Below are 12,586 nucleotides of genomic sequence, written 5' to 3' on the forward strand. Positions count from 1 at the left end.
TTTTATATGTTTTAAATATTCCTATAAACAGCAGTAAGATAAAAGCAGACATAGGAATATTTTATGATAATTTAAAGTCATAAAAAATATGATGCGCATAAACTTACCTCTCCTTCATTATGCGTGCTTTTCTATAACGTGCTCAATCCAAAGAAAATCGATAAAAGTTGATAAAGTGATATTGCAAAAAAGATGAGAATAACTCTAATATAGAGGGTAGATGACTGTTGAAACTGGTACACGCTATATTTTAACCTTTGTCGTTGCTTAAAAGAGTTTATCTTCACTCTCAATTTTAAAGAGTGATAAAAATGAAAGAAAAAAGAATGGTCAAGCTTAACAGTGGGTATCAAAGTCACCTAAAATATTGGCTCACTTGCATTATCGGATTTATTGCTATCTTGGCAATTATAGTTGTTGGTGGATTTTATATCGCAAAGCCCTATCTTGACAGTTTTGTAAAACAAGAAATAGCCCGTCGTGCCATAAAAGCAGAGTCATCTGAAGTCAGCATTCTAGGTAAAGTCAATTTGAAGAATGTTACACTCCCCGTTCCAGCCGGTATATCACTTAAAATTGGTGCCATTTCTGCTCGTCCTCCTCTTTCCTTTATTCCTGGAACTTTTACATTTTATAATGTTGATTTAAAGCATAATAATATTCATGTAAAAATTCCCCAAATTTCTCTTAAAAGCGTATCCTTAAAAGACAAAGATAGAACAATCACATCACGCCTTTTACAATCAATGATGCGTATTGATCTTGCCTCAATAAGTGCGCCTAATATACAGCTTTCTATAGAAAATAAAAATAAACAAGCAGAAACAGTTGAAGTTAAAAATTTTCAGCTTTCTGATTTTAAAGGCGGCCATATTCGTTCTGTTAGTATCAAAAATATGGATCTTAAAACGGTTGTAGTCAATGGTGATAAACAGATGCAGCTAATGGCTAAAAGTGATACAATAAAAGCTCATGATATCGACATCAATTATGCCTATTCTATCATTTTCGGAAACAATAATATTCTCAAACAAGGAAAAACCGTTACTGGCCCTATTTCTCTGAATAATATAAGTGTCGATATTTTTGAAGAAGCAGAAAAAAATAGCTCTTTCTTCCTTGGCCAATTTAAAACATCTGGTCTAAAGATGAAACCGCTTGAACAAACGCCTGAAAAATTGGTCAAAGCTTATCTTAATGCAAGAAAAGAGAATAATAAAGTCGCAGAAAAAAGAGCACAAAATGGTCTTCTTCTAAACATATTGCTCGCTATTACCTCAGCAGATGCCAAAGTTGATAATGTCAGCGTTGATATCCCGCCATTGAAAGCAACGCTTGAATCATTTCAATTTAAACCAAGCTTGTGGAAACATCCTATCCCCAAAAAGCTTTTTCTTTCTCTCAATAACTTTTCCGTTTTACCTAAAAAAATGAATGAAAAAGATTTAGAACTTTTAAAAAAGATGGGATTTGAACAAATTAATTTTTCAGGAAAACTTGATATTTCTTACGATGAAAAAAAACATATGCTCTTTCTTGACGCAATGTCTTTCAATATGAAAGATGTTGGATCTGGTAACATATCAGCTAAAGTTATTGATGTTGATGAAAAGCTTTTTTCTGGTCAACAAAATGTCATGATAGCTGCTTCTCAAAACCTTGGCTTCAATGAAATTGATATACAATATCGGGATGCAGGTTTTATTGATAAGCTTTTTTCTTATCTTGCAAAAAATCTTAATGACAGCCAGCATGATCTTAAAAAAGAACTCTATGACGATTTCTATTTAATGATGACGCAAACCCCCAAAATGCTGCTAAAAAATCATGACGAAGCAGAAAAAATTTCAAAATCCTTAGGTGAATTTGCTAAAAATCCACAAACATTAATTGTTAAGATTAAAGCAAAAGATAATAAAGGGCTCACAATGGTTGATCTCGAATCCGCTTTACAAAATGATCTATCCAAGGCTTTAGGCAAAGTAGACCTCGCTATTAAAAATGAAGCATCGCCTTAAACATATCGCGTTTTAGAGATGATGATCTTGTCTATAAATCAAGAACTTTATTCCTCTTTTTGCTTTTATATGATACAGAAAATATCATGATAGAGTCGCTTACACAGAGAATATAGAAACATAAAATTGTCGATAGTTGGAGTTGTTCATGTCTGATTTATCTTCAAATCGCTTGCCTAATCGCGCTTCTCGTGTCACCAATCAAGCGCTTTCCGCTATCGAGCGTTTTCTCCATATTGAAGCTCTTAGTGGTATTGTTCTTTTACTTGCTGCTGCTTCTGCACTCATTTTTGCTAATTCTCAATATGCTACTCTCTATGAAGCTTTCTGGCATACACCTCTTGGCTTTAATTTGGGACATTTCACTCTTTCATGGGATTTACATTTTTGGGTTAATGATGCCCTTATGACTATTTTCTTCCTCGTTGCAGGAATGGAAATTCGACGCGAAATTCATGAAGGTGCTCTTGCCGATTTTAAACAAGCAATTTTACCAATTATTGCTGCAATAGGGGGCGTTTGTATCCCTGCAATTATTTATTTCATCTTCAACTCTAACGGTGGGCATATCCGCGGTTGGGCTGTGCCAACCGCAACAGATATTGCCTTTGCTCTTGGTATTCTGGCTCTTCTTGGAAAAAAAATTCCTTCTAATCTTCATATCATTCTTCTCTCATTAGCGATTATTGATGATATTATCGCTGTTCTTATTATTGCTTTTTTCTATTCAACAAACATTGATCCTAGTGGTTTAATAATTGCAGGAGCGGGTATTGCGCTGGTACTCTTTTTTCAATGGATCGGGCTTGCATCAGCATGGCTGTACACTTTACCTGGCGCAATCATCTGGTGGGGTTTATTGGTAACAGGCGTTCATCCATCCCTTGCTGGTGTCATCTTAGGCATGATGACTCCCGTTTTTCCTACACGCACTCTTGTAGCGCCACTGACCATGCTCAGCAACGCTATGCAAATTCTCCAAGAAAAAAATACAAAAACAGATCTCCATCATATTTCAACTGCATTGAAAAAAATGCGTAAAGGACAACGAGCCATGATTGCGCCGGTAACACGTGTTCAAAAGGCGCTGCATCCATGGGTTGCATACGGTATCATGCCGATTTTTGCCTTTGCAAATGCAGGTGTAAGTTTTGCAAACTTTGACCTTTCTTCTGACAAATCATTCTTAATTGTTCTTGGTGTTGTCATTGGTCTTTTTGTTGGAAAGCCTCTTGGTATTATCACTGCCAGTTATCTAGCCGTAAAATCAGGACTATGTCGTCTTCCTCCTCAAATGACATGGGCCGGTATTTTACTGATTGGTTTTTTAGCAGGAATTGGCTTTACAATGTCTATCTTTGTTTCAATGCTCGCCTTTAAAGATATTATCCTGCTTGATGCTGCAAAAATTGGTGTCCTTTGTGGCTCTGGTTTATCTGCTCTTATTGGTCTGGGATATGGCTTTATTTATATTAAGCGCAATAAAGACATCTCTCATAGTTCCGAATAAAACCAAACAATCATCTGCTTTGTTGAACTGATTTTTGAGCATAACCAAGATTTTGTCTACAGTCCTTGAAATGGACGTATCTGCTTGATAAGATATTTTTATCTTACGTTCTTGTTGGTTAAATGAACAATTTGAAAAACTCCATAAAAACGTTAAAAATTGCTTTTTGTTGTTTCATTTATCAGAGATAAGAATATTAAAGTCTCAAAAAAAGTTGCTGTTATTATCGCCTCTGTCCTTAGCTTATTTGCTGCCCTCAAACATGCTTGAATATATCTCTACAGATCGTTCTTATATCGCTATATTCGTCTCTACAAGAATGAAAATATCATTTCACAGCAGAGATTAATAATCTTTTTGGAAGAGTTTTCCTCTTCCAAACTTTTTAAAAAAGTACGTTACAATTTAATGATTACCAATCGTCTCAATTAAAATATTAAGATATATAATATTTTTTTCAGTACTCTTAAATTATCGTGAGAAAACCTTTAAAACTCTAGATCTCACATAGAAACTAGATCATAAAGGAGAATAGATCACAGATAAATTTTTAAATGATATTCATAAATGGGTATATTTTATTTATTATCAAAACAAGCCTTGTCTATATGGTGTCGTATTTGATTATGGATTAAAGAAACAGAGGCAGTTCCATCAATGACGATAAATCGTTCGTCTATTTCTGATAAAAGTTGATATACTTCATAAACTTTTTCAATAAATGAGCGTTTTTCTTCGTATTTTAAGGCTAAACTATCCCTTTTTTGCAACCGTTCGATAAGAGCAACAGGCGGCAAATGAAGATAAAATGTGATATTAGGCCTTAGAATAGACTGATTTAATTTTATCACACTTTCAACAGAAAGCCCTCTAGCATAGAAATAAGCAAGGCTAGAATAAACATATCGATCACTGATTAATAAATTTTGCGATGAAGTTAAAGAAGGTTCGATAATTTCAAGCGTATGTTTGCGTCTATCTGTTGCAGCTAAAAGAGCTAAAAGCAATGGATCAATCTGTTTTCCACTCTCTAAATAATCTCTAACCTCTGGTTTATTTCTATACCAATTACTAGGCTGAAAAGTCTGTATTATATGTCTTTCTTGTGAGTAATGGCGAGAAATTTCTTTTGTTTGAGTTGTTTTTCCACTCCCATCAAATCCACATAAAGCAATAAAAGAGCCAGAATATTTTTTTAGAGACCACATGGAATTATAAACATCTTTATTAAGATACATTTTCTCTCCATCCATATAATTTACATCATTTTACATCCAAAATCTTCTTGTTTACAGATAAGGAATTTTATCTCTTGACATCAGAAGTATGATATCAAGAGCCCCCTCCCCTTCAATGGAGGAGCTTGAAATTTTTATAAATTATTTGTAGCTAGGATAATATTTTTAATTTTGAATCAAATAAAAAGAAAATTTTGCAAGTTTTATACTATTAATTCTAAAGTATAAATCCACTTTCATAACACAAGTGCATTCTTCTTCTCTCTCAATCATCTCTTATAAGCAACTCTCCTTTATATTATATTTAGAAGATTTATAGAAGTATTTTATGTCGTCTCTTAAATTGTTTTTATTACTATGCTAATCTTGTTTATAATACGCATGAAAATAGTTTTTTTCTTCATCATAAGAAAATTTTCAATGAAAGAACTTCACTGTATTCATTATTCTTATTAAATTAAAAATATAAATTATACTTATAAAGCTAATCATTCATACATATGAAAACTTTATGTTCCTGAAACTGAGCGTTTAAAAATACTTAACTCTTATCCAGTCCATAAACAGCATGTAATGTTCTCACCGCAAGTTCAGTATAAGCGCTATCAATCAAAACAGAAATCTTAATCTCAGAAGTCGTGATTGCTTGAATATTAATACCCTTTTCAGCTAAAGCCTTAAAAGCTGTCGCCGCAACACCTGCATGGCTGCGCATTCCAATACCAATCACAGATATTTTGGCAAGATCACTTTCAAATTGGAGAACATCAAATCCAATTTCTTTCCGATTTTTCTCAAGAAGTGCAACGGCTTTTTCTACATCGGCTGATGGGACCGTAAAAGTCATATCCGTTTTTGAGCCATCTTCAGAAATATTTTGCACAATCATATCAACATTAATGCACTCTTCAGCCAAGGGACCAAAAATTGCTGCCGAAATCCCTGGACGGTCGGCAAGCCGACGCAGCGAAATTTGTGCTTCATCCTTAGCAAAAGCAATACCCGTAACATTTTGTTGTTCCACGATTTCATCCTCATCGCAAATAAGTGTTCCAGAAGAACTCATTGGATCCTCCATGCCTAATGCATCAAGATCCTCAAAACTTGAACGTACAAAAGTACGAACTTTATGAACCATGGCCAATTCAACAGAACGAACCTGTAAAACTTTTGCTCCAAGAGAAGCCATTTCCAGCATTTCTTCAAAAGCTACTTTTGGTAAGCGGCGGGCTTTTGGTTCTATACGTGGATCCGTTGTATAAACACCATCCACATCGGTATAAATATCACAGCGATCAGCTTGTACAGCCGCTGCTATAGCAACAGCACTTGTATCTGATCCCCCACGTCCTAAGGTAGAAATCCGATTATCCGGAGCTAACCCCTGAAAACCAGCAATAACGGCAACCTGACCTTTCTGAAAACGCTCTATTAAAAAAAATCCATCAATATCAGTAATACGTGCACGACCATGCGCATTGTCTGTATGAATAGGGATCTGCCAGCCAAGCCATGAACGTGCATCAACACCCATTTCTTGAAGAGTTAAAGCCAGCAAACCTGAAGTAACCTGTTCACCAGAAGCAACCACAACATCATATTCACGAGCATCTCTATGGATAGGCGAAGCATCACGCGTCCACTGAACAAGTTCATTGGTTTTACCAGCCATCGCAGAGACTACAACGGCAACTTCATGGCCTGCATCAACCTCTCTTTTAACATGCCGAGCAACATTATGAATACATTCAATGTTTGCGACAGACGTTCCACCAAATTTCATGACAATGCGCGCCATTAATAACACTCTTACCTTTACATCTTTTATCTCAAACGATAATGAGAATAAGATGCTCTATCAACTAACCATTTTCTCGACATAGCGAATATCTATCATTTGTGCAAGTTGCATTATGATTATATTAATTTTTCTTGACTTTGTATAAAATCTACTGGACTTGATCATTAAAAATAAAAGGAAAGCAACATGATAGATGAAGCACAAACAACTATTGATCAAAGTGAAATTGATCACTTCTCACGTATTGCTACAGAATGGTGGAATCCACAAGGAAAATTTCGACCTCTTCATCAATTTAATCCAACACGTCTTGCTTACATCAGAGAAAAAATCTGTTTAGAATTTAATCGTGACCCTGTTTCACTGACGCCTTTTGATAATTTGAAAATTCTTGATATTGGCTGTGGGGGAGGCTTGTTGTGTGAACCCATGGCACGTCTTGGCGCTATTGTTGTGGGCGTTGATGCCTCACAAACGAATATTGAAGTTGCAAAAATCCATGCAGCCCAAAATAACCTTTCAATTGATTATCGCACGACAACGGCAGAAGCACTCGCCAATGAAGGAGAAAAATTTGATATCATCCTTAATATGGAAGTTGTTGAACATGTCGCTGACGTTAATCTCTTCATAAAAGCAACAGCAAAAATGCTAAAACCACAAGGGTTGATGTTTGTTGCAACACTCAACCGCACGTGGAAAGCATGGGGGCTTGCTATTGTAGGCGCTGAATATATCCTCCGTTGGCTCCCTAAAGGAACCCATGATTATAAAAAATTCCTAAAACCTCAAGAGCTTAAAAATTTCTTATCAAAAAACGCTCTGTCTGTCATTGATGAGATAGGGATCACTTATAATCCATTAAACGACAGCTGGAATCGCTCAAAAGACATGGATGTTAACTATCTCCTTCTCGCAAAACGCTCTTAAGGGATATAAGAATCTTAAGGGTATGTCATTTACAGCGATTATATGCCTTGCAATAAAGAATTGAGTTTTCCCTCACCTTCTAAAGCGTAAAGATCATCACAACCACCAACGTGATAATCACCTATAAAAATTTGTGGAAACGTATTACGTCCATTCGCACGCTGTACCATTTCTTGACGAAGGGACGTGGAGGCATCAATATCTGTATATTTTACGCCTTTTTTATCAAGCAAATTACGTGCTTTTGTGCAATAAGGACAATTAGGACGTGTATAAATAATTATCTCTTTCATAAGTATTATCCTCCAAGTATTTTTTAATAATATCCACTTTAAATTCCTATTGAGAAGAAGGAAATATAGAATCTTCTTTAAGGACACGCGAAAATGTTAGCACATCAACCCGTCGTGCACCTGCATATTTTAGTGCAGCAGCAGCTGCCGTAACTGTTGCACCCGTTGTAAATACATCATCAATCAGTAAAACGGAACATCCTTTGAGATATTTTTTAACTTTATGCGAAACCTTAAAAGCATTTTTTACGTTAAGTTTTCTTTCTCTTGAAGAAAGACTAACCTGCGGGCGCGTATGCCGACAACGAACAAGCCAACTGGGTTTTAAAAGCTTTTTTTGTGATGCTGCAATATAACGCGCAAGCTCAGCAGATTGATTATAACGCCTCTCCCAAAAACGACGAAAATGCAATGGAATGGGAATAATAACATCACACTCATCGATAACCTCACGTCCAGCAGATATCATCCAATTTGCCATAAAAGAGGCCAATTCTATATGATCACCATATTTTAAGCGCGTTACCAAAGTGCGTGCAAGACCTTTATGAACAATGACTGAGCGAACACGTGAAAAAGGGTAAGAATTACGCAGCGCTTCACCACTGAGAAAACCATCCCCCATATCACAAACAAAAGGTGTCCCCATAACAGGACAATAAGGTTTCGTAATAAATTGGAGGTCTTTCCAACATTCAGAGCAAATCGTACCATAAGTAGAGACATTTTGCTTACATCCAGGACAAATTGGTGGATAAAGCATCGTTTTAAAGCGCTCAATGAATTGACTGAGTACATCCCCGCTATTTAAAGCCGCTTCTCGAAAGTAAAACATTATAAATTTAGGCTTTTACAAGTTCCCCGTAGAACAAAAGTTCCTTTGTATTTCCTCAATTTATAAATTTAATTTCTTTAAAAACTCTTAAGCTTCTATAAACTTATTTTTCTTTCACATTATAAACTTGACAGAGCGCGCACAAACATGAACCTTTTCAAAATATATTCTTTCATAGATCGAAAGTGTTCCATAATATGCCGTATCCTTTAATTTTTGATCATAACTGCATTGAACAATTCCGCAAACGCGCCTTCCAAAAAGCAAAAAAAGGATATGACTTTTTACTCTCTCTCACGGCAGAAGATCTCTATCAACGTCTTAGCACTGTTGAACGTATCTTTACATTAGCCCTTGATTTACACAGCCATACAGATCTTGCCACACAAGCTCTCATAAAATCTGGAAGGGTTTGTTCTATAGAACGTATTGAAACCGATACGCTTTATCAAAGCCATGATAAAAAATTTCATTTACGTCATCGAGAATTTCTTGATTTCCCTCAAAACTATTGTGATCTTATTGTTTCACTTCTTTCATTACAATTGACGAATGATACCCCAGGTGTTCTAAGCCAGATAAAAAACACCCTTAAACCAGATGGTTTATTTCTAGCTGTTATGACAGGAGCGGGGACACTCAAAGAATTACGTGAATGTCTCCTAGAGGCTGAAATTGAAATTTATGGTGGAGCAAGCCCTAGGATCTATCCTTTTGTCGACATTCGTGATGCAGGCGCTCTTTTACAGCGTGTTGGATTTGCTCTTCCTGTAGCAGACGTTGAAGAGATTACAATACGTTATAATACAATGTTTGACCTTATGCACGATCTTAAAGCAATGGGAATGCAAAATGCCCTCATCAATCGCTCACGACGCCCTGTCTCCAAACGCTTTTTTCTCCGCGCTGCTGAAATCTATGCACAAAAATTTAGCGATCCTGATGGACGTATTCGTGCCCATTTTTCTTTCATCTGGCTCTCTGGTTGGGCTCCTCACCCCAACCAACAAAAACCTCTACACCCTGGTTCTGGGCAAATATCTCTTACAGAGGTTTTAAAACCCAAAAAAATATAACCCAAAATTATTTTTCAAAAATACTTTTATCCGTTGTTTGTAATATTTGACTGGTGATTGTTCCTGCTATCATTGAATCACTCACATTTAAAGCGGTACGTCCCATATCAATCAGCGGCTCAATAGAGATAAGGACAGCGACCAAAGTCACAGGAAGCCCCATGATTGGTAACACAATCAATGCTGAAAAAATAGCCCCTCCCCCCACACCAGCAACACCAATGGAACTCAATGTTACAATCCCAACAAGCGTCGCAATCCAAGTAGGATCAAGAGGATTAATCCCCATAGTCGGTGCAATCATGGTCGCAAGCATCGCTGGATAAAGACCTGCACACCCATTTTGTCCAATTGTTGCCCCAAAAGAAGCTGCAAAACTCGCAATGGATTGCGGTACACCGACCCACTGTGTTTGCGCTTCAATATTCAAAGGAATAGTTGCAGCGCTTGAACGACTGCTAAAAGCAAATGTTAAAACCGGCAAAACCTTTTTAAAAAAACGGAAGGGATTAATCCCAAAAATGCCGAGCAACACACCATGAATGCCAAAAATTAAAATAATACCGACATAAGAGGCAATGATAAAAACGAGTAAATTTAAAATATCTGCAACATGCGAAGATGCACCTACTTTTGTCATAAGTGCAAAAATACCATAAGGCGTCAAAGCAATCACAAGACGAACTAACCGCATAATCCAAGCTTGTGCTATTTGAATAAATAAAAGTGCTTTTTCCCCTTTTTCTGGCTCATCTTTCTTCAAAAGAAGAACCGCAGCCCCTAAAAATGACGCAAAAATAACAACACTGATAATTGATGTACGCTTGGAACCACTTAACTCAGCAAAGGGGTTTTTAGGAATCAAGGATAAAATCATCTTTGGAATATTCATATCTCCAAGTTGAGAAATACGATCTCCAAGAACAGTAGAAACATTTTGCCCTTCATGCACCAAACCATTTGCGGTTAAACCAAAGGCATTCACGACTAAAACGCCAACCAACGCTGAAAGAGCCGTTGTAAAGAGTAATATTGAAATGGTCATTATACTCATTTTTCCAACAGCATAAACAGAATGCAAATGAGCAACCGCTGAAACGATAGAGATAAAAACCAATGGCATAACAATCATTTGGAGTAACAAGATATAACCATTTCCAACAATGTTAAACCATTCAACGGATTTCAACAAAGTGACTTCACCTTCTCCATAAAAAAACTGCAAAACACCACCAAAAATCAAGCCAAAGATAAGCCCCAGCATGACACGGAGTGAAAGACTCCATTGCATTCTCTTACTTTGGGCAATCCACAATAAAAAAATAACAAATAGAAATAAATTGATGAAAAAATTAAATGTCATTGTCTATGCCCAGTCTATATCCACTATTTTTATAATTGATAATGAATAATATATCATTCAAAATCAATACATAATATTTAAAATTAAAGTATAAAGTTTACAAGGCTTTTAAAAATTCATTATTTTTTTAATTTATAGACTAAAAGAGAATTTTTTATCTACGAATAACTGTTTAAAGAAAATAAAGAAATTTATTTCTCTACTCTTTAAAATTGATGAGCTTATAAGATAGTTTAAAAAGAACAATATAAACCCTTCATTACATTTTAATATTGAATAATTCTAACCTAGCTTACTCTATCAAAGTCCTTATCACTCTCTTTTGCCTTCTGAATTAAGAAAAGCTTTCTTTAAAAATGATTCATTAACAAACGAACATTCATGAATTTTCTGAAAAATAAACTATCAAGCTCCTCTTGCCAATTTTACGGACAGCACTCTCAAAAGCTTTTATCACACCTTCAAATATAATTTATTTATTGAAAATACCTGTAAGACATTCTTTCTTTACTCTCAATGAAAGCTTTTGGAGAAGAAGCTTTTTTGTTTTTCGAAATTTTCTTATAGGCATAAAAATATGCCCTCTCAATAACAAAAAATCGCAAATGTGAAGGCTTTAAAAACCATAATACCTATTGAACGGCAATACAACTAATAATGCACAGAGTTATTTAACACAACCTAAAACACAATGCCAACAAAAATACCCTATATCTTATCGATATGACCAAACTAAGTGATATCAACCGTCATAATAGCCGTATTCAATATCGGTCTATTTATCAAAGATAAGGAGTTAAATCACTCATGAAACGTACCATAACATTTATTATTTTATCTTCTCTATTGATACTTTTGTTTGCTGTATTAATATCACTTGGATATACGAAGGTGAACGATCTGAATCTGTATGATGAACTTTATCAGTCATATCTCAATAAAAACTGTAAAAGTCCAGGGTATCGCGAAAAAGAAGAAATAGCAAAAGAATATATAAAAATATTTCAGAGTAAGATGGAACCCGTCATATCTACAGAATAAGATAAGGGATCGTTTTAGAAATATCGAATAGAACAGCACGTGAATCTTCATAATTAGATATTTTAAAGTATTACCCAAAGCTACTCGTTTTTTGTGGATGCTTTACTATTTTTAAGTAAGGAATCCCAATATGTATGCAGGTCTGTTAAATAATAAAAGAAGTGTTTGTGACTTACCAGCATAACAAACTAAGGTTTTGTATTTTTACTCTACAGAATAAAACACTTCGTATTTTTATACGTATTGAATATAAATAATATTTTTATCCTTTATTTAAAAGTAATAAAATTATTTTCTACTCCTCTTCATAAGAGTAATAAGCTAAATAGATCAAATCATCTCTAGTACAACGATATAATATAGAGGTTATGGAAATATCGTTATCGTAGCAATTTTCAGTATGCTCGAGATCTTTGTATTGCATCCCTTATGAGCAATGTTGAAAAAACGGGGATATTTTCTCTAAAACAAATGAATAAAT

General features: G+C 35.2%; 9 protein-coding genes. 4 read left to right on the plus strand and 5 right to left on the minus strand.

Features of this window, described 5'->3' with window-relative positions; all coding sequences use genetic code 11:
• Positions 1-311 precede the first annotated feature (311 nt).
• Positions 312-2,018, plus strand: coding sequence for a hypothetical protein (locus NNJ73_RS00725; protein WP_254492271.1), 1,707 nt, complete (start codon positions 312-314; stop codon positions 2,016-2,018).
• 148 nt (positions 2,019-2,166) lie between these two features.
• Positions 2,167-3,528 carry a Na+/H+ antiporter NhaA gene (nhaA, locus tag NNJ73_RS00730; RefSeq protein WP_254492272.1) on the plus strand — a complete coding sequence of 454 codons (1,362 nt, stop codon included), beginning with the start codon at positions 2,167-2,169 and terminating at the stop codon, positions 3,526-3,528.
• 578 nt (positions 3,529-4,106) lie between these two features.
• Here nhaA and tmk read toward each other — a convergent pair.
• Positions 4,107-4,766 carry a dTMP kinase gene (gene tmk / locus NNJ73_RS00735; protein WP_254492273.1) on the minus strand — a complete coding sequence of 220 codons (660 nt, stop codon included), beginning with the start codon at positions 4,764-4,766 and terminating at the stop codon, positions 4,107-4,109.
• Positions 4,767-5,307: 541 nt separating this feature from the next.
• On the minus strand, positions 5,308-6,564 hold the full coding sequence (locus NNJ73_RS00740) for an aspartate kinase (RefSeq protein WP_254492274.1): 1,257 nt from the start codon (positions 6,562-6,564) through the stop codon (positions 5,308-5,310).
• A 189-nt stretch (positions 6,565-6,753) separates the two neighbouring features.
• Here NNJ73_RS00740 and ubiG point away from each other — a divergent pair, with 189 nt between their 5' ends.
• Positions 6,754-7,497: a bifunctional 2-polyprenyl-6-hydroxyphenol methylase/3-demethylubiquinol 3-O-methyltransferase UbiG gene (ubiG, locus tag NNJ73_RS00745; protein WP_254492275.1), complete on the plus strand. Its 744-nt coding sequence runs from the start codon at positions 6,754-6,756 to the stop codon at positions 7,495-7,497.
• Positions 7,498-7,535: 38 nt separating this feature from the next.
• Here the strand turns inward: ubiG and grxC are convergent, their stop codons facing one another.
• Both grxC and NNJ73_RS00755 read right to left on the minus strand, forming a co-directional pair.
• On the minus strand, positions 7,536-7,790 hold the full coding sequence (gene grxC, locus NNJ73_RS00750; protein WP_254492276.1) for a glutaredoxin 3: 255 nt from the start codon (positions 7,788-7,790) through the stop codon (positions 7,536-7,538).
• 46 nt (positions 7,791-7,836) lie between these two features.
• Entirely contained in the window at positions 7,837-8,625 is a 789-nt protein-coding gene (locus NNJ73_RS00755; protein WP_139412882.1) for a ComF family protein, read from the minus strand.
• Between the two features lie 197 nt (positions 8,626-8,822).
• On the opposite strand from NNJ73_RS00755, the gene NNJ73_RS00760 reads away from it, so the two are divergent.
• Positions 8,823-9,701 (plus strand): methyltransferase domain-containing protein, encoded by an 879-nt coding sequence (locus NNJ73_RS00760; RefSeq protein WP_254473027.1) that lies wholly within the window; start codon positions 8,823-8,825, stop codon positions 9,699-9,701.
• 7 nt (positions 9,702-9,708) lie between these two features.
• On the opposite strand, the gene NNJ73_RS00765 is transcribed toward NNJ73_RS00760, so the two are convergent.
• Positions 9,709-11,064, minus strand: a complete 1,356-nt coding sequence (locus NNJ73_RS00765; protein WP_254492277.1) for an L-cystine transporter — start codon at positions 11,062-11,064, stop codon at positions 9,709-9,711.
• Positions 11,065-12,586: the final 1,522 nt, after the last annotated feature.

It is taken from the genome of Bartonella sp. B1099, assembly GCF_944801835.1.
GTDB lineage: Bacteria > Pseudomonadota > Alphaproteobacteria > Rhizobiales > Rhizobiaceae > Bartonella.

Excerpts from the sequence above, each read along its gene's own strand:
- NNJ73_RS00760 (WP_254473027.1), top strand. The coding sequence starts at position 8,823 with ATGCCGTATCCTTTAATTTTTGATCATAACTGCATTGAACAATTCCGC.
- NNJ73_RS00755 (WP_139412882.1), bottom strand. The coding sequence starts at position 8,625 with ATGTTTTACTTTCGAGAAGCGGCTTTAAATAGCGGGGATGTACTCAGT.
- grxC (WP_254492276.1), bottom strand. The coding sequence starts at position 7,790 with ATGAAAGAGATAATTATTTATACACGTCCTAATTGTCCTTATTGCACA.
- tmk (WP_254492273.1), bottom strand. The coding sequence starts at position 4,766 with ATGTATCTTAATAAAGATGTTTATAATTCCATGTGGTCTCTAAAAAAA.
- ubiG (WP_254492275.1), top strand. The coding sequence starts at position 6,754 with ATGATAGATGAAGCACAAACAACTATTGATCAAAGTGAAATTGATCAC.
- NNJ73_RS00740 (WP_254492274.1), bottom strand. The coding sequence starts at position 6,564 with ATGGCGCGCATTGTCATGAAATTTGGTGGAACGTCTGTCGCAAACATT.
- NNJ73_RS00725 (WP_254492271.1), top strand. The coding sequence starts at position 312 with ATGAAAGAAAAAAGAATGGTCAAGCTTAACAGTGGGTATCAAAGTCAC.
- nhaA (WP_254492272.1), top strand. The coding sequence starts at position 2,167 with ATGTCTGATTTATCTTCAAATCGCTTGCCTAATCGCGCTTCTCGTGTC.
- NNJ73_RS00765 (WP_254492277.1), bottom strand. The coding sequence starts at position 11,064 with ATGACATTTAATTTTTTCATCAATTTATTTCTATTTGTTATTTTTTTA.